Origin of the sequence: Streptomyces sp. C1-1 (assembly GCF_050214755.1) — a bacterium.
Classification (GTDB): Bacteria; Actinomycetota; Actinomycetes; order Streptomycetales; family Streptomycetaceae; genus Streptomyces.
Genome location: NZ_CP189826.1, coordinates 4,022,122 through 4,040,246, shown reverse-complemented (window position 1 = coordinate 4,040,246; position 18,125 = coordinate 4,022,122). Strand labels below are relative to the sequence as shown.

Below are 18,125 nucleotides of genomic sequence, written 5' to 3'. Positions count from 1 at the left end.
AGGAAGGGGGCATGACTGGACTCGGCGTTGTGTTCCGACCCCAACTCCCGCCCGAGCGACTGCGTGCCGTCGCCGAACTCGCCGACGACAGCGGGCTCCAGGAGCTCTGGCTGTGGGAGGACTGCTTCCTGGAGGGCGGTATCTCCACGGTCGCCGCCGCCCTCGCCTGGACGGAGCGGCTGAAGGTCGGGATCGGTCTCCTGCCGGTGCCGCTGCGCAACGTCGCCGTCACCGCCATGGAGACCGCGGCGCTGCACCGCATGTTCCCCGGCCGCCCGATCGTCACCGTCGGACACGGAGTGCAGGACTGGATGGGGCAGGTCGGGGCGCGGGCCGCGTCGCCGGTCACCCTGCTGCGGGAGCACCTCCTCGCCCTGCGCGCCCTGCTCCGCGGGGAACGGCTGACCACCACCGGACGCTACGTCCGTCTCGACGACGTCGCCCTCGACTGGCCGCCCGCCACGCCCGTCCCCGTGCTGGCCGGCGTCACCGGCCCGCGCTCGCTGCGGCTGGCCGGGGAGGCCGCCGACGGCACCCTGCTGACCGCGTCGACCAACGCCGACGGCGTACGGGCGGCACGCCGGCTCGTCGACGAGGGCCGCGAGGCGGCCGGACGGACCGCGGAACTCCACGAGATCGTCGTCTACCTCCTCACCGCCACCGGCCCCGACGCCGCCTCCCGGCTGCGCGCCGAACTCACCGCCGAGGGCCTGGAATCCGTCCCCGACCTCGGCGTCGCCGGAGACGCCGACACCGTCGCGAAGGCCGTCCGACGGCTCGCGGAGGCCGGCGCCGACCGGGTGATCCTTCAGCCGACGGGCGACGAACCCGACCCGGAGGGGTTCGTGCGGTTCGCGGCCCAGGAGGTCGGGCCCCTCGTGCGGTGAACGGCGGCCGCACCGGGTCCGGCGACCCGGCTGGGCACGCCGAGACCGTCCGGCAGGCGTACGAGCTCCCCCGACCGGGCCTCGGCCCGCGGTACGGCACGGGGTGAACCGACGGGCGGGACACCGGAAAATTCGGAGGCGCCCGTCGCCGTACCCCTGTCAGGATCACCTCATGGCCGCCGACGACACCCCCCGCTCCTTCGAGGCCCTTCTCGCCGAGGGTGCCGCCGTCCCCACCGAGGGCTGGGACTTCTCCTGGTTCGACGGACGGGCCACGGAGGAACGGCCCTCGTGGGGATACGCCGTGTCGCTGGCCGGCCGGCTCGCCCGTGCCACCGCCGCGCTGGACATCCAGACCGGGGGAGGAGAGGTACTCGACTTCGCCCTGGGCCGGGCCGCGAGCGCGCCGGCGCTCAGCGCCGCGACCGAGGGCTGGCCGCCGAACGTCGCCAAGGCCACCGAACTGCTCGGCCCGCGCGGCACCGTGGTCGTCGACGCGCACGAGGACGCGCCGCTCCCCTTCGCGGACGGCGCCTTCGACCTGGTCAGCAGCCGGCACCCGGTGACCCCGCACTGGACGGAGATCGCCCGCGTCCTGCGGCCCGGCGGCACGTACTTCGCCCAGCACGTCGGACCCCGCAGCGTCTTCGAACTCGTCGACCGCTTCCTCGGCCCGCTCCCGCCGGAGCAGGGCATGGGCCGTGACCCCGGCCGTGAACGCGCGGGCGCCGAGGCCGCCGGCCTGGAGGTCGTCGATCTGCGCGCCGAGCGCCTGCGGATCGAGTTCCACGACATCGCGGCCGTCGTCCACTTCCTCCGCAAGGTGGTGTGGATGGTCCCCGGCTTCACGGTCGAGGCGTACGAGGACCGCCTGCGGTCCCTGCACGAGGAGATCGAGAGCAAGGGCCCCTTCGTCGCCCACAGCACCCGTCACCTCTTCGACGTCCGCAAGCCACGCCGACAGCCCCCCGATGCCCGCTTCGGTGGGATTGGCCGGGAACCGTCGCTGCCGACGACGACCCGCGGGACGGGATGAGGACAGCTGCTGTCCGCCGCCGTCGGCGGTTCACCGGGCCCGGTCCGTCCGGCCCACGCACCCCGGTTTCCACATTGTTATGCCCGCGAGTCGCATCCAGCCCCAACCGTCACGTAGGTTCAGACCAAGGTAATTCGCGTCAGCAAAGCTGCGCGGTCGGCACCGCGCGGTGGAGGGGGCTGCGCGGTGCCGTTCTCACGTGTCCGGGGCCGATACCGCCGTCAAGCCGGGGTTCGCGGCCCGCGTCACCCGCCCGGGCGACCCCGACGGCATTCCGCCGAACGGCCGCACCGGCGCGCCGGACCTCCCGGACTCGCCGCCTCCTGCGCGAAACCCCTGTCCATCAGCTGTCTTTCGGCCATGGGGCGGCCACGAAAAGGGCCCTCGACCAGCACCCGCGCGTCGCCGTTCGATTCCGGAGAGTAGTTGTGGCACGCCGATGCACGCAGCATCACTTACGAAGGGTTATGGTGGAAACCCCCCCTCGGGCCGGTCCGTCTCCCCCCCACGGACCGGCCCGTTTTTTGTGCTCCCCGGCCGCCTTTGGGAGAGTGGCGGTGCGGCGGGGGTAGGCTTTCGCCGCCGGGGACCGCCATACGGACAGGGAGCGCCCTGCGCACGCCTGGGCCCGCCGTCCGATCGCATCTGAGGGGCTGACAATCACGTGAACCTGCGCGACAAGCTGCGCGGCCTGCTGGTCAGGCTGTACGCGCGCCGGGTGGAAGGCCACCTGGACCACGCTCAGGTGCCCAAGCACATCGGCGTCATCATGGACGGCAACCGGCGCTGGGCGAAGGCCTCGGGCTCCACCACCGTGCACGGCCACCGCGCCGGCGCCGAGAAGATCGAGGAGTTCCTCGGCTGGTGCAGCGAGACGGACGTCGAGGTCGTCACCCTGTGGCTGCTGTCGACGGACAACTTCGACCGGCCGCAGGAGGAACTCGGCCCGCTCCTCGGCATCATCGAGGACGTCGTGCGCACCCTCGCAGCCGACGGCCGCTGGCGGGTGCACCACGTGGGCACCCCCGACCTGCTGCCGTCGAACATGCAGACGACGCTCAAGGAGGCCGAGGAGACCACCGCCCACGTCGACGGGATACTCGTCAACGTGGCCATCGGCTACGGCGGCCGCCAGGAGATCGCGGACGCCGTGCGCTCGATGCTCCTCGACGCCCACGACAAGGGCACCACCATGGAGGACCTCGCCGAGGCCGTCGACGTCGACATGATCGGCCGCCACCTCTACACCGGCGCCCAGCCCGACCCCGACCTCGTCATCCGTACCAGCGGCGAGCAGAGGCTGTCCGGCTTCATGCTGTGGCAGACCGCGCACTCCGAGTACTACTTCTGCGAGGTCTTCTGGCCGGCCTTCCGCAAGGTCGACTTCCTGCGGGCCCTGCGCGACTACGCGGCGCGACACCGGCGCTACGGAGGCTGACGGCCCTACCCACATTGGGGCGGGTGTAACAAGGAGTTCACCGGGGCGCCGTCGTGAGTGTCGGCATGGTGACGCGTGTTCGAGGGCATAAGCCAGTCAGGTCGATGCCCGAACCACGGGTGTCGGATCTCAGCGGACGGCACGGGGCCGTCCGCCCGGGAGGCCCTTTGCACCAGCCCGACCGTGCGGTTCCAGCACGGAAGACAAGGCGGAGGGCCGGTTCTCGGCCCGTGCATCGCGGCCGTCGACCGGTCCAGCTCCACTCCGTCGCTCCCCGACCTCATCCGAGGGGGTACGTCCTTCCGTGGTGACCAGCACAAAGCGCCACAAGCCAGACCGGCGCACCTATGTTCTCGACACCAGCGTCCTGCTGGCCGACCCGAACGCCCTGACCCGCTTCGAGGAGCACGAGGTCGTGCTCCCCATCGTGGTGGTCACGGAGCTGGAGGCGAAGCGGCACCATCCCGAACTCGGCTACTTCGCCCGGCAGGCCCTGCGTCTGCTCGACGACTACCGGGTGAAGTACGGCCGCCTCGACGCCCCCATCCCGATCGGGGAACTCGGCGGGACCGTCCGTGTCGAGCTCAACCACTCGGACCCCAGCGTTCTGCCGACCGGCTACCGCCTGGGGGACAACGACTCCCGCATCCTCGCGGTCGCCCGCAATCTGCAGGCCGAGGGGTTCGACGTCACCGTCGTGTCGAAGGACCTGCCGCTCAGGATCAAGGCCTCCTCCGTCGGTCTCCTCGCCGAGGAGTACCGCGCCGAGCTCGCCATCACGGACTCCTCCGGCTGGACCGGAATGTCCGAGCTGACCCTGGCGGCCGAGCAGGTGGACATCCTCTTCGAGGAAGGGCACATCCACGTCCCCGAGGCCTCCGACCTGCCCGTGCACACCGGCCTGACCATCCACTCCGAGCGCGGCAAGGCGCTCGGCAGGGTCACGGCCGAGGGCAGCGTCCGGCTGGTGCGCGGCGACCGGGAGGCGTTCGGCATCAAGGGCCGCAGCGCCGAGCAGCGGATCGCGCTCGACCTGCTCCTCGACCCGGACGTCGGGATCGTGTCCATGGGCGGTCGGGCCGGCACCGGCAAGTCGGCGCTCGCGCTGTGCGCCGGCCTCGAAGCGGTCCTGGAGCGCCGCCAGCACCAGAAGGTGATGGTCTTCCGTCCGCTGTACGCGGTGGGCGGGCAGGAACTCGGCTATCTGCCGGGCTCCGAGGCCGAGAAGATGAGCCCCTGGGCGCAGGCGGTCTTCGACACCCTGTCCGCGGTCACCAGCCGCGAGGTCATCGAGGAGGTCACCTCCCGCGGGATGCTGGAGGTCCTGCCGCTCACCCACATCCGCGGGCGCTCGCTGCACGACGCGTTCGTGATCGTGGACGAGGCGCAGTCGCTGGAACGGAACGTCCTGCTGACCGTTCTGTCCCGAATCGGTGCCAATTCACGGGTGGTTCTCACTCATGACGTGGCACAGCGGGACAATCTGCGCGTCGGGCGCTACGACGGTGTCGTCGCCGTCGTGGAGAAGCTGAAGGGGCATCCGCTCTTCGCGCACGTGACCCTGACGAGGTCCGAGCGGTCCCAGATCGCGGCGCTTGTGACCGAAATGCTGGAAGACGGTCAAATCTGACCGATTCCGCACCAGTTGGCGCCGTCTCGTAAAGGCCGAGAGCCTAGCGGGGCGGCGCCTTCGCGTGGTGCCGTTCCGTGAAATCCCGTGGGGCAAACAGCATGTGAGCTTTCACACGCAACTCAGAATTGCCACCCGGCGTCCCCGTACGGCAGAGTCTCACTCCTGTCAGGCCCCGCATACGACACACCTGTACCCCCAGCGGTACGGCACCACAAGAGCACCACAGCCAACTCCATAGCGTCGTCGTATGCCGCCCGAGCACCACGCGGCGCTCCCCGAGCGGGAGTTGCCCACCGGGCCCGTGTCTCCCGTGACCCCGTAGTTGGGAGGCCAGCGCCAGGGGCACGATTGCGTCCGCCAGGGTCACCGAAGCGGGCGATGCTGGAAGGAAACCGTGTGAGCCGGATTTCGGTCCGGGGATTCGCAGTGGCCTCGGCCACCGCGGTCACCGCCGTCGGAAGCGTCGTCGGAGTTGCCTCGGGCAGCGTCGCGCAGAACAACGACGCCGAGCCGACGGCCGCCGACACCACGCTGCTCGCGGACATACCGACGGGCCAGCAGGCCCAGGTGCAGACCGCTTCCCTGACGCAGCAGGCCGACGCGCAGGCCATCCAGGCCGACGCGAGCGCCAAGAAGGACGCCGAGGCTGCCGCCCGCAAGGCCGCAGCCGACACCGCCATCGCCAAGAAGGCGGCGGCGGAGAAGGCCGCCAAGGAAGCCAAGCAGCGCGCCGAGGTCAAGCAGGCCGCCAGCCGCAGCAGCGCCGACTTCCCGGTCCAGAGCTCGTACACGGTCGCCGAGATCCAGGCGATGGCCCGGCAGATGGTGCCGGGCAACCAGTTCCAGTGCTTCAGCTACATCGTGGACCACGAGTCCAGCTGGAACTACCACGCGGTCAACGCCTCCTCCGGCGCCTACGGTCTCTTCCAGGCACTGCCCGCCTCGAAGTACTCCACGGCCGGCTCCGACTGGCAGACCAACCCGGCCACCCAGATCAAGTGGGGCCTCAACTACATGAACAGCCGCTACGGCAGCCCGTGCGAGGCGCAGTCCTTCTGGGTCGCCAACCACTGGTACTGAGTCGGCGAGGCTCACCGCCTCACCTCTCAACCCCGCGCAGCCCCTCCCCGTCCTAGGGGGAGGGGCTTTCGCCCTGTACGGTCGGACGCGAACGACTCCAGGGGGGAGTGGTGGCCAGCACCCGGGGACGCGGGGGAAGAGGACGGATCATGTCGCGAGTGCCAGGGTGGCTCGGCCGACTCGGCGCCGGGCTGACGGAGGTCGGCGAGCGGCTGGACGAACGCCGCGCGGAGGTGGAGCGCGAGGAGTCCGAGATCGGGCCGCCGCACCGCCCGCGTCCGGTGCGTTCGGCGAAGGAACCCGTGTCGGACGAGGTGCCCCAGGCCGTCGTCGTCCCGGTGCGCCCCGACCCCGCCCAGGCCGTGCCCTGGGGCGTGCGCGTCGCCGCCGAGGCCGGCTGGCGGCTGCTGGTGCTCGCGGGCACCGTGTGGGTGCTGATGCGGGTCATCAGCGCCGTACAGCTCGTCGTCTTCGCGTTCGTCGTGGCCCTGCTCATCACCGCGCTGCTGCAGCCCACGGTGGCCCGCCTGAAGAGCTACGGCGTCCCGCGCGGCCCCGCCACCGCCCTCACCGCGATCCTCGGCTTCATCGTGATAGGGCTCCTGGGCTGGTTCGTGACCTGGCAGGTCATGGAGAACATCGACACGCTCTCCGACCAGATCCAGAACGGCATCGACGATCTGCGCAACTGGCTGCTGAAGAGTCCCTTCCACGTCACCGAGAAGCAGATCAACCAGATCGCCAAGAACCTCAGGGACGCGGTCGGCGCCAACACCGACCAGATCACCTCGGCGGGCCTGGAGGGCGTCCAGGTCGTCGTCGAGGCACTCACCGGCATCCTGCTGACGTTCTTCTCCACCCTCTTCCTGCTCTACGACGGCCGGCGCATCTGGGAGTGGTTCCTGAAGCTGGTCCCCGCGGCGGCCCGTCCGGGCGTCGCCGGCGCGGGCCCGCGGGCCTGGCGCACCCTGACCGCCTACGTCCGCGGCACGGTCCTCGTCGCCCTCATCGACGCCGTCTTCATCGGCCTCGGCATCTACTTCCTCGACGTCCCCATGGCCGTCCCGCTGGCCGTCTTCATCTTCCTGTTCTCCTTCATCCCCCTGGTCGGCGCGGTGGCCTCCGGCGCGCTCGCGGTGGTCGTCGCACTGGTCACCCAGGGCGTCTTCACGGCGCTGATGACCCTGGTCGTGGTTCTCGCCGTGCAGCAGATCGAGGGCCACATCCTGCAGCCCTTCATCCTCGGCCGCGCGGTACGCGTCCACCCCCTCGCCGTGGTCCTGACGGTCGCGGCGGGCGGCATGGTGGCGGGCATCGGCGGCGCCGTGGTGGCCGTCCCGCTGGTGGCGGTGACGAACACCGTGGTGGGCTACCTGAGGGCGTACTCGGCGGGGGAGACGGACGAGACGGAACCGGAGGACGCCGTCGAGCTCCCAGCCCGTCCGGCGATTGAGGACGAGGCCGTCGAGGCCGAAGCCGGGTCCGGGGGCGCAGCCCCCGGCGACGCCCACGACAAGGCCGGAGCCTGACCGCCGACCTGCTCGAAATCCCCTTCCCGTTCGATCAAATGAGCGCCGAACAAAACCAATTGCGCGGACCCTCGGCCCAACTTCCGCCATTGAGCGACAGGTCGGAAATCTCCGTCCGGAATATGCGCTCCGGCTGATAAATCTTCCCCCCTCAGCGCTACGCGTCAGGCGTATGTGCGAGACGGCTGCGGCGGGCGAGGAGCGTGATGTCGGGCTACGACCTGCTGGCGCGGTCCCTGGCCGCCTGTGGGCGCGAGGAGCTGACCGGAGAGCTACGGGTGTCCGGGGTGCCCGGCGCGACCTTCCACCTGCGGAACGGACTCGTCGTCGCCGTCGAGACACCCGGCGCGCCCGGCCCCGAGGCCCTGCTGCTGCGCTCCGGACGGGTGACCGGCGAGCAGTGGGCGGCGCTGGTCCGGGAGGCCGGCGGCGCGCGCTGGCCGGTCACCGGGCTGATCGCGCACGGCTACACGGGCGCCGCCCAGTTGCGGGTGGTGTGCGCGATGGCGCTGCAGGACGCGGTGTTCGCGGTCATCGCCGGACGGATCGACGGCTGCGAGAGCGGCCCCGCCGGCCGGGAACCCCCCGCCCCGGTACCGGTCGGTGAGTCCTCGGTCCGGCTGCTGGAGGAGGCGAGCCGCAAGCTCGCCGCCCTGGCCACCCTGCCGTACCCCGTCCACCCGGACCGGGAGCGGCCGCTGCCCGTCGTGGGCTTCGAGGGGCCGCTCACCGAACTGCGGCGGGACGTCCTCGCCCACGCCGACGGCCGCCGCACCGCCCGCGACCTCGCCTTCCGCACCGGGCGCGGCGTCTACACCGTCACCGTCGAACTCGCCCGCATGCTCGCAGAGGGACTGCTGACCTGCCCCCCGCGGCCCGCTCCCATCCCGGTCCGCACTCCGCCCGAGGGCGTACGGCACCGCGCACCCCTGCCCCCCGCACCGCCCCCGCCCGAACCGCCCGGCCCGGCGGACCTGCCGCGCCGCAGGCCGGGCGGCTTCTTCCGGCTTCGCAACGGCAGCACGAGATGAACAGACACCAAGGAAATCACGGGAGTTGAGTACATGGATCACGAAGCCCTGGCGCTCGAGATGCGCGGACTACGGGAGCAGGTGACCGGCATCACCGACACCGCGGTCGCGGCGGCCGACGGCCTGCTCATCGCGGCCGACACCGCCGACTCGATCGACCCGGAAGGCCTCGCCGCGCTCGCCGCGGCCGGCCTGGGCCTGGCCCGCCGTACCGCCCAGGCGACCGCCCGCGGCGCCCTGCGCCAGACCGTGACGTACGGAAGCCACGGCTGCGCGGCCTTCTACGCGGTGGGCGACACGGCTCTCATGATCGTCCTCGGTGACGAGGGCATGGACGTCGACCGGCTGCACCTGGCGACCCAGCCCGCCCTGGACCGGATCGGCTCGATCCTCATGAGCAAGACGGCAGAAGGAGTCTGAAAGGATGGCGACGAAGCGTATGAACGCCGGTTTCTCGGACCAGGTGATGAGCCTGGTCAAATCCCTGCGTACCGAGGCCCCCGACTGTGTCGCGTCGGGTGTCGTCGACATGGCCACCGGCATGCTGCTGGCGTACGAGACGGTCGACAATCACCCTCCGGAGGTCCTGGACCTGCTGGCGGGCGCGACGCTCGATCTGTTCCAGGGCCGTACCGTCCTGATGATCGAGGACCTTTGGAAGGAACGCCGGGGGCAGAGCGGCGACGAGACCCACTTCTTCCAGGAAGTCCTCGTCAACAGCGACAACGTCACCCACCTGTTCGTGAGGATGAGCCAGCAGCAGGACGTCGTCGCGGTCGTCGTGTGCCGCAAGTCCGTCAACGTGGGCATGCTGTTCGCGCAGGTACGACGGGTGGTGCAGCAGCACAGCCTGTGAACGCGCCGGCCCCTCCCCGGCGTGGAGGAGGGGCCGACGGGGCGCGCCCCGCTACTCGGTGCGCAGACCGTCCGGGCGCATCAGCCGCAGCAGCGGCGGCAGACTCAGCACGGTCACGGCGAGGACCACCGCGGCGCCGATGCCCGTCATGGACAGCACGCTCGCCCAGTCCACGGTCACCGTCTCGCCGGTCATCCGCAGCAGCACCGCGCCCAGTGTCAGACCGACGATCGACGCCAGAAGCAGGCCCAGCGCGATCGGGATCGCCGTCTGCCACAGCACCGACAGGCTCAGCGTGCGGCGCCGGGTGCCGAAGGCGACCAGTGACGACAGCAGCTTCTTGCGCTCGCGCAGCTGCTCCAGCTGGGAGACCAGCAGACTCGCGCCGATCAGCACCAGGACGCAGGTGGCCCCGACGAACAGGCCGGTGCGGATGGAGCGGAACTGCAGGTTCACCTTGCCCGACGTCAGCGCGTACACGTCCGCCAGCGGGTCCATGGCCGCGGCGGCGTTGCGCGCGTACTCACGGGCGTCGGACACCGACGGGTCCAGTGAGACGTACACCTTCCGCACGAAGCCGGCCGTGGTGGCCGAGGGCAGCGCCTTGGGCGTGATGAGCAGACCGCCGCGCTCGTAGCCGGTCGGGTCCTCCCGCGGCCCCGCGGTCTTCAGGCCGGCGGGCAGCTTCCAGGGGACCGTGTGGCTCGTCGACCCGCTGTAGGCCGGGTCGAAGTACAGGGTCCTGCCCGCCTTGAGCAGCTTCGGCGACGTGGAGTCGTAGTGGGCGCCGACGATCCGGAAGATGTCGCCGTCCCGGCACGAGGCCAGCCGCGCCACCTGGCCGAGCTCCGCGCAGGAGCCGACGGCCACCTCCACGCTGTCGTCCGGGTCCTTCGGGCCGTTCCCGGCCGAGCCCAGCGAGAGGGCCGTGGCGTGGCGCACCCCCTCGGTCCGCGCCAGCCGCCGGCCGGCCTCGGACGGCGCCATGTCCCCGTGCAGGGAGACCTCCATCTGAGCCCGGTTCAGATCGGCGCGGGTGGACTTGACGTAGTCGTGCTCGACGCCGGCGAACAGCATCTGCAGCGCGATCGCCCCGGCCACCGCGACGGCGATGCCGTTGACCATGCGGGCCGCCGAGCCGCTGCTCAACTGCAGGCGGCGAACGGCCAGTTGCCAGGAGACGGCGCCCGGGTCCAGCCGGGCCACGACGGCCTCCACGAGCCACGGCAGCAGCGCGGTGACGCCGATCAGCAGCAGCACGGTGCCGCTGATCACCATCCACTCGTTGAAGTTCCCGTTGCCGTTGCCCTTCCCCATCATCGGGTACAGCAGCGCCAGGCCGCCCAGCGGCAGCAGCAGCCGCCACCACAGCCGGCGGCGCGGCGGCTTCGCCGTACGGACCACGCCGAGCGGCTCGATGACGACCCCGCGCAGCGCGAACAGCGTCACCAGGACGGCCGAGGCCGGTACGGCGATCGCGACGAGCGCCACCAGGGCGGGCGAGGGGTTGAGGTCGCTGGGGAAGACGCTGATGTCCCGCACCACCAGCAGGCCCGCGGACTGTCGCCCGATCAGGAAGAAGACACCGCCGAGGACGAGCCCCAGCAGCGCCCCCGCCAGGGCCTCGCCGCCCGCGATCCGGCGGGCCATCCGGCCGTCCGCGCCGACCAGCCGCAGGGCCGCGAGCCGCCGGTCCCGGCGCTCGCCGCCGAAGCGCACGGCCGCCGCGATGAACACGCCCACCGGCAGCAGCAGCACCACGAAGATGATCATGATGAGCAGGATCAGGACCGGATCCAGCTCGTCCTGCTCGTGCCCCGGAGAGGGCCCGAAGTAGTCGATCCGCTCGACGTATCCGCCGGACAGGTGGTGCTCCAGGCCCGTGGCGCCCGCGTAGTAGGCGAGCTCGGCGGGCCCGATCAGCCCCGCGTGCCCGATCGTGCCGCTGATCCGGTACGGCAGGCGCTCGCGCAGCAGCTTGCCCGAGCCGGACTCCAGCAGCTTCTTCAGCGCGGGCGAGACGACCATCTCGCCCTGCGCGGGGAACGTCCCCACCCCGGGCGGCAACGGTGCCTTCGCGCCCTCCGGCTGCAGCAGCCGGCCGCGGACGTTGTCGCTGCGGAAAGCCGTGTCCGTCTGGGCGACGATCACCGTGTCGTCGGCCTTCGGCAGCACCTTCGCGCTGTACGTGAAGTCGTCCCGGTCGCTGCCGCGCCGGTCACGCGCGGACAACGCACTGGGAATGGCCGTCGTCAGCAGCAGCAGGGCCACGCCGAGCCCCACGCCGACGGCCGTCAGCAGGGCCCGTACCCAGCCCTCGCGGCCGCCGGCGAAGGCGAACCGCACCCCCATGGCCAAGTCCTTGGCCCACCCCCGCAAGGTCATACGACGCGCTCCATGTCCCGGGACTTGCCGTCCCGTACGACGATCTCGCGGTCCGAGTACGCGGCCACCCGCGCCTCGTGCGTGACCAGCACCACGGCCGCGTTGGTGGACCGCGCGGCGTCCGTGAGCAGTTCCATCACGCGCTCGCCGTTGAGCGAGTCGAGCGCGCCCGTGGGCTCGTCGGCGAAGAGCACGCGCGGGTCGGTCACCAGCGCCCGCGCCACCGCGACCCGCTGCCCCTGACCGCCCGAGACCTCGCCGGGCCGCTTCTTGCGGAGGTCGTCGACCTCCAGCCGCTCCATCCAGGTGAGCGCGGCCTGCTCGGCCTCCTTGCGGGAGGTGCCGTTGAGCCGCAGCGGCAGCGCGACGTTCTCGACGCAGGTCAGTTCCGGTACGAGCTGACCGAACTGGAAGACGAACCCGAACTCCGAGCGACGCAGGGCGCTGCGCTCGGAGTCGCTCATGGTCGCCATCTCGCGCCCGTTGTAGAGGATCGACCCCGAGTCGGGCGGCACGATCCCGGCGAGGCAGTGCAGCAGCGTCGACTTGCCGGACCCGGAGGGGCCCATGACGGCGACGACCTCGCCCGGGTGGATGGAGAACTCGGCGCCGTCGAGGGCGACGGTCGGGCCGTACGCCTTGTGCAGGTCGTCGGCGACCAGCAGGGAACCGTCGGGAGTCACTTGGTCACCGCCTCGGCGAGCTTGTCGAGGCGCGCGGCGGTGAGCTCCAGCCAGCGCAGGTCGGCCTCGAGGTGGAACAGGGCGTGGTCGCAGATGAGCTGGTCGGCGAGATCGCCCCTGCGCTTGCGGTCGGTGAGGATCCGCATCAGGCGCAGGTGCTCGGCGCGCTGGGTGTCGAGGATGTCGGCGGCGTTGCGGTGCGTAAGCAGCGCCAGGACGACCTTGGTGTAGAGCGTCGACTGCAGATACGGCTCCGGCGCCTCCGGCGTCGCGAGCCACCGCTCGACGTCGGTGATCCCGGCGTCGGTGATCGCGTACCGCTTGCGCTCGGGGCCGCCGCCCGGCTCGATGCCGTCGACCTCGACGAGGCCGTTCTTCAGCAGCCGGGACATCGTCGAGTAGACCTGGCCGTAGTGCAGCGGCCGGTCGTGACCGAACTTCTCGTCGAAGGCCCGCTTGAGGTCGTAACCGTGGCGTGGCCCGGACTCCAGGAGTCCCAGAAGGGTGTGACCGATGGACATGCCAAGGACTGTACACGGGGTGTATACGCCTTGTGTATACGCGCCGTGTGTAGATCATGGCGCGCTGTGCGGGAGCCCAGGTGGCGACCGATTGTCATGGTTCTGCAACAAGGCCCCCAGGTGTCGAGGTGGTATCGCTTCGCCTGGTCGGGCAACCCCTGACCGCTCGTAACCGTCGGTTCCGTTGGGGTGGGTGCTGATTGTCACGTCCGCAAAAGGCGGGAACGACGGACCTTTGGCACATCTCCCGGTGTTAGCTTTCTGAGCTGACCTGTGCGGCGAACCTGTGTGACACATGAGCACACATGAACGAAGCGGAGCGGAACGGACTCATGGGACGAGCGGAAGAGAGAAGAGCGCGACAGCGCGGTGGCCGCCGCGCGGCGCCCCCCACGCGCTCGTCCGGTACGGCGGCGCCCACCCGCCCGGCCGGCTCGGCGTCGGTCGGCACGGTCGAGGGCGGCCCGGCCGAGGGCGGCCGCGCCGCAGCTCGGCGCGCCGCCAAGGGCAAAGCGGGCCGTGGCACCGCGGACAGGGCCAAGGGCAAGGACGGCAAGAGCTTCATACGCCGGCTCTTCACCTGGAAGAAGATCGTCGGCGGCTTCCTCGGCGTGTGCCTGCTCGGCATGGGCGCCTTCATCGTGCTGTACATGATGATCGACATTCCCAAGGGCAATGCCGACGCGACGCTGCAAAGCAACGTCTACAAGTACAGCGACGGCTCGCTCCTCACCCGCGACGGCAAGCGCAACCGCGAGATCGTGCCGCTGTCCAAGGTGCCCAAGAGCGTCCAGAAGACCTTCGTCGCCGCCGAGAACAAGACGTTCTACAAGGACAACGGCATCGACCTCAAGGGCACCGCCCGCGGTCTGCTGAACACCCTGTCCGGCAAGGGCGCGCAGGGCGGTTCGACGATCACCCAGCAGTACGTCAAGAACTACTACCTCACCCAGAACCAGACGGTCTCGCGCAAGCTGAAGGAACTGGTCATCTCGCTGAAGCTGGACCGGGAGAAGTCCAAGGACTACATCCTCGCCGGCTACATCAACACCAGCTACTACGGCCGCGGCGCCTACGGCATCCAGGCCGCGGCGCAGGCCTACTACCGCGTCGACGCCGAGAAGCTCTCGGTGCAGCAGGGCGCCTACCTCGCCGCACTGCTGCAGGCGCCGAACCAGTACGACTGGGCGATCGCCTCCGACACCGGCCGGCGTCTGGTGCAGGCCCGCTGGAACTACGTGCTGGACAACATGGTCGGACAGGGCTGGCTGGACAAGGCCGAGCGCGACAAGATGACGTTCCCGAAGCCGAAGGCGCCCAAGGCCGCCGCCGGTATGGAGGGCCAGACCGGGTATCTGGTGAAGGCCGCCAACAACCAGCTGGCCCGGCAGCTCGTGGCACAGGGCGCCGCCGACAACCTCAACGATGCCCTGAATCTTGTGGATGCCGGCGGGTGGACCATCACACTGAACATCGACAAGAAGAAGCAGGCGGCACTGGTCGAATCCGTCAAGTCACAGTTGACCAGCAAGCTGAACCCGAAGCAGCGCAAGGTCGATGCGGACGTCCAGGCTGGTGCCGTGTCGGTGAGCCCGAAGACGGGTGCGATCGTCGCGATGTACGGCGGTACCGACTACCTGAAGCACTACTTCAACAACGCGACTCGCACGGATTATCAACCGGCGTCGACGTTCAAGCCGGTCATCCTCGCCGCCGCCTTCGACGAGGCCGCCCAGACCCAGACCGGCAAGCCGATCACCGCGAACACGATGTACGACGGCACCAGCAAGCGCCCGGTCGTGGACAACGGCACCAAGGTCGGCTTCGCCCCGCAGAACGAGGACGACCACGACTACGGGCCCATCACCGTCCAGACGGCGATGAACTACTCCGTCAACTCCGTCTTCGCGCAGATGGGCGTCGACGTGGGCATGGAGAAGGTGCTCAAGGTGGCGAGCCAACTCGGCATGGACACCGCCGACCTCAGGGCCGTACCCGCCCAGACCCTCGGCACGATGGGCGCGAGCCCCCTGCAGATGGCCGGCGTCTACGCGACCCTCGACAACCACGGCAAGAAGGTCACCCCGTCCATCATCAAGTCGGTCGAGAACAGCAGGCGCACCGTCGACCTGCCGAACCCGATCGGCGGGCAGGTCATCAAGCGCGAGGCCGCCGACTCGGTGACCTCCGTGCTGACCGGCGTGGTCGACGACGGTACGGCCAAGATCTCGGTCCGGGACAACGCCAATCGCGACGGCCGCAAGGTCGCCGGCAAGACCGGTACCTCCGACGAGAACCGCTCGGCCTGGTTCAGCGGATACACGCCCGACCTGGTCACCTCGGTGGGCCTGTTCGGCGAGTCCAAGAAGAACGGCGCCCAGGTCTCGATGTACAAGGCGGGCGGCTACCCGCGCGTCAACGGCGGTGGCTTCCCCGCGCAGATCTGGGCGGCCTACATGTTCGGCGTCTCCCAGACGGGCCTGAAGTTCGAGCTGGAGACCGACCAGGGCGCGGCGGTCCAGCCGTCGTACACGCCGACGGTCTCGCAGACGCCGACCCAGACCCCGTCGCAGACCCCGTCGAGCCAGGCGCCGACGTCCCAGTCGCCGTCGCAGACACCCACGCAGACGCCGACCCAGACCCCGACGCAGACGCCCACCCAGACCCCGACGCAGACTCCGACGGGGACGCCGACCAACGGGAACATCGACAATCCGCTGAATCCCAACGGCGGGCAGTAGCAGCGCAGAGAGAAGGGCGCCCGGTGAGAACACCGGGCGCCCTTCTCTTCGCCTGTCCAACCCCTACGGCGCGGTCTTGCTCAGCTCGAACCACACGACCTTGCCGGTGCTGAGCCGGGTCGCCCCCCACCGCCGGGCCAGCCGGTTGACGAGGTACAGCCCGCGTCCGCCCTCGTCCGTCGCCCGGGCCTGCCGGAGCCGGGGCAGCTGGGGCACGTCGTCCCCCACCTCGCACCGCAGCACATCGGTCCGCAGCAGCCGCAGCGTCACCGGCCGCGAGGCGTAGCGCACCGCGTTGGTGACGACCTCGCTCACCAGCAGCTCGACGGAGTCGCTGAGCTCCTCCAGCCCCCACCGGGACAGTGCCCGGCGCGCGAGCCGCCGCGCCCGCCCGGGCGCCGCGTCCTCCGGTTCCAGGAACCAGTACGCGACGTCACTGGGCGCGATCCCGTCGAAACGCGCCGCGAGCAGCGCGATGTCGTCGTCCCGGTCGCCCGGCCCGAGCATGTCCAGGACCTCGTCGCACAGCGCCTCCAGCGGCGGCGGATGATCCGGCCCCGTCAACTGCGCGGTGGCGGCCAGCTTCTCCCGCAGCTGCTCTATCCCGGTCCACACGTCACGCAGCCGGGACTCCACCAGACCGTCGGTGTACAGCAGCAGGGTCGCGCCGGCGGGCGCGTCCAGCTCCACGGCCTCGAAGTCGACCCCGCCCACACCGATCGGCGCGCCCGGCGGCACCCGCAGCACCTCGGCCCGCCCGCCCAGGTGCAGCAGCACGGGCGGCGGATGGCCCGCGTTGGCGATGGTGATGCGGTGCGAGACCGGGTCGTAGACGGCGTAGAGGCAGGTCGCCATGCGGTCGGTGCCCAGCCGCTGCGCCTGTTCGTCGAGGTGGTGCAGCACCTCCTGCGGCGGCAGGTCCAGGCCGGCGAGCGTCTGTGCCGTCGTGCGCAGCTGGCCCATGATGGCCGCCGACGTCATGGAGTGCCCCATGACGTCACCCACCACCAGCGCCACCCGGCTGCCCGGCAGCGGGATCGCGTCGTACCAGTCGCCACCGACCCGCGCCGTCTCGGCCGCCGGGAGGTAGCGCGAGGCCAGCCGCACGCCCGTCGGCCGCGGCAGGTGCTCCGGGAGCATGGTGCGCTGCAGCTCGTCGGCGATGTACGCCTCACGGCCGTACAGCACCGCCTTGTCGATGCCGAGCGCGCTGTGCGTGGCCAGCTGGGCGGCGACCAGCAGGTCGTCGGCCTCGAAGGCCAGGCGCTCCGGCCGCCGCAGGAAGAGCGCGGCGCCGATCACCCGGCGCCGGCCGCGCAGCGGGGCGAGGATGGAGCGCTGGCCGCCGGGCACCAGCGTCTCCCCGCCCTCCCCGAGCAGTTCGGGCAGGGCGGCGTGGGCCGCGGGCGCGTCGGTGAAGACCGGGCGGACCCCGCGCAGCACCTCGGCGAGCGCGCTGCCCGGCCGCACCTCGCACAGCTCGGCGCCGAGCGAGTCGAGTTCGGTGAGCTCGGCGGGCTCCGGCTGGAGCGCGGGCGAGAAGCCGGCGCTCTCGGTGTCGCGTTCGGCCGGGATGCGGTCGGTGCGGCGCAGCCGCAGCAGCAGCGGGCCGGTGGGCCGCTCGTCGCCGACGGGCAGCGGGTCGCGCAGATAGACCAGGATCGCGTCCGAGAACGTCGGTACGGTCGCCCGGCACAGCCCCATGACGATCTCGTCGAGGTCGATGCCGCGGGCGATCCGCCGCGTCGCCGCCCCGACGAACCGCAGCCGGTCGCCGTCCCGGCGCATGGGCGTGGGCTGGCCCGGCGCGAGCCCCTGGCCCTTGCGACGCTCCGGGCCGCCGCTCTGCGGCCGGTCCTGCTCGGTGTCCGCCCGGTCAGGGGCGGACTCGGGCACGGGCCGCGGACGGTGCGTGTCGGGCTCCACGGCGGAAGGCTGGGAGTGCTCGGGGCCCTGGCCCGTGGTGTCGGCAGACGAGGCCGGCTCCTTTCCCTTGCCGCACGGTGTGGCCGTACTCGGTGTCGAGGGTGTCTCTCCGGCGCGCGCCTGCGCGGGTAAGGCGGCCATGGGTGCGTCCGGCAGCTGCGTCGGGGTGTGCAGAACCGCCCCGCGGGCGTCCGCAGGGTCGGCGCCGGGGCGCTCGAAGGAGATGGGGTACTCCGTCACGCGTGTCGAATCCGTCCGTCCGGGGCTGCGCGTCGAGCGCGCAGTTGGTCCCGCAGGAATCCCGATACCCGGAATACGTGTCCCCGGAACGGAATTCCCGCGTGGTCAGAGGCTGTTCCTGTGCCACCGGCGAACCGTC

Annotated in this window: 14 protein-coding genes; 10 read left to right on the top strand and 4 right to left on the bottom strand. The window is 71.0% G+C overall.

All coding sequences use genetic code 11. The features are described from left to right. Positions 1-11 precede the first annotated feature (11 nt). The 9 genes from ACQF4J_RS18225 (at position 12) to ACQF4J_RS18185 (ending at position 9,490) form a co-directional block, all read left to right on the top strand. Entirely contained in the window at positions 12-887 is an 876-nt protein-coding gene (locus ACQF4J_RS18225; protein WP_427166157.1) for an LLM class flavin-dependent oxidoreductase, read from the top strand. Positions 888-1,059: 172 nt separating this feature from the next. Then, the gene (locus tag ACQF4J_RS18220) at positions 1,060-1,923 is read left to right on the top strand and encodes a methyltransferase domain-containing protein (protein WP_351566230.1); all 864 of its coding nucleotides are present in this window, start codon (positions 1,060-1,062) and stop codon (positions 1,921-1,923) included. A 664-nt stretch (positions 1,924-2,587) separates the two neighbouring features. Then, positions 2,588-3,361 carry an isoprenyl transferase gene (locus ACQF4J_RS18215; RefSeq protein WP_351566233.1) on the top strand — a complete coding sequence of 258 codons (774 nt, stop codon included), beginning with the start codon at positions 2,588-2,590 and terminating at the stop codon, positions 3,359-3,361. A gap of 304 nt (positions 3,362-3,665) precedes the next feature. Further along, positions 3,666-4,991, top strand: coding sequence for a PhoH family protein (locus ACQF4J_RS18210; RefSeq protein WP_351566236.1), 1,326 nt, complete (start codon positions 3,666-3,668; stop codon positions 4,989-4,991). A 399-nt stretch (positions 4,992-5,390) separates the two neighbouring features. Beyond that, positions 5,391-6,074: a transglycosylase SLT domain-containing protein gene (locus tag ACQF4J_RS18205; protein WP_200705428.1), complete on the top strand. Its 684-nt coding sequence runs from the start codon at positions 5,391-5,393 to the stop codon at positions 6,072-6,074. Positions 6,075-6,223: 149 nt separating this feature from the next. Continuing rightward, on the top strand, positions 6,224-7,603 hold the full coding sequence (locus ACQF4J_RS18200; protein WP_351566239.1) for an AI-2E family transporter: 1,380 nt from the start codon (positions 6,224-6,226) through the stop codon (positions 7,601-7,603). 206 nt (positions 7,604-7,809) lie between these two features. Further along, positions 7,810-8,634, top strand: a complete 825-nt coding sequence (locus ACQF4J_RS18195) for a MarR family transcriptional regulator (RefSeq protein WP_351566242.1) — start codon at positions 7,810-7,812, stop codon at positions 8,632-8,634. Between the two features lie 33 nt (positions 8,635-8,667). Further along, positions 8,668-9,054, top strand: coding sequence for a roadblock/LC7 domain-containing protein (locus tag ACQF4J_RS18190; protein WP_200704576.1), 387 nt, complete (start codon positions 8,668-8,670; stop codon positions 9,052-9,054). 4 nt (positions 9,055-9,058) lie between these two features. After that, positions 9,059-9,490 carry a hypothetical protein gene (locus ACQF4J_RS18185; protein WP_351566245.1) on the top strand — a complete coding sequence of 144 codons (432 nt, stop codon included), beginning with the start codon at positions 9,059-9,061 and terminating at the stop codon, positions 9,488-9,490. Positions 9,491-9,541: 51 nt separating this feature from the next. Here the strand turns inward: ACQF4J_RS18185 and ACQF4J_RS18180 are convergent, their stop codons facing one another. From ACQF4J_RS18180 to ACQF4J_RS18170, 3 genes are read right to left on the bottom strand one after another with little or no spacing between them, the layout of a single operon-like run. Beyond that, positions 9,542-11,875 (bottom strand): ABC transporter permease, encoded by a 2,334-nt coding sequence (locus ACQF4J_RS18180; RefSeq protein WP_427166153.1) that lies wholly within the window; start codon positions 11,873-11,875, stop codon positions 9,542-9,544. Next, complete coding sequence (locus ACQF4J_RS18175) at positions 11,872-12,558, bottom strand: ABC transporter ATP-binding protein (RefSeq protein ID WP_351566251.1); 687 nt, start codon at positions 12,556-12,558, stop codon at positions 11,872-11,874. Before ACQF4J_RS18175 ends, ACQF4J_RS18180 begins: the two co-directional genes overlap by 4 nt. Next, positions 12,555-13,079, bottom strand: coding sequence for a PadR family transcriptional regulator (locus ACQF4J_RS18170; protein WP_351566254.1), 525 nt, complete (start codon positions 13,077-13,079; stop codon positions 12,555-12,557). Before ACQF4J_RS18170 ends, ACQF4J_RS18175 begins: the two co-directional genes overlap by 4 nt. A gap of 332 nt (positions 13,080-13,411) precedes the next feature. On the opposite strand from ACQF4J_RS18170, the gene ACQF4J_RS18165 reads away from it, so the two are divergent. Then, positions 13,412-15,820, top strand: a complete 2,409-nt coding sequence (locus ACQF4J_RS18165; RefSeq protein WP_427166151.1) for a transglycosylase domain-containing protein — start codon at positions 13,412-13,414, stop codon at positions 15,818-15,820. Positions 15,821-15,883: 63 nt separating this feature from the next. Here ACQF4J_RS18165 and ACQF4J_RS18160 read toward each other — a convergent pair whose 3' ends face one another. Further along, positions 15,884-17,986, bottom strand: coding sequence for a SpoIIE family protein phosphatase (locus tag ACQF4J_RS18160; RefSeq protein ID WP_351566259.1), 2,103 nt, complete (start codon positions 17,984-17,986; stop codon positions 15,884-15,886). Between the last annotated feature and the right edge of the window lie 139 nt (positions 17,987-18,125).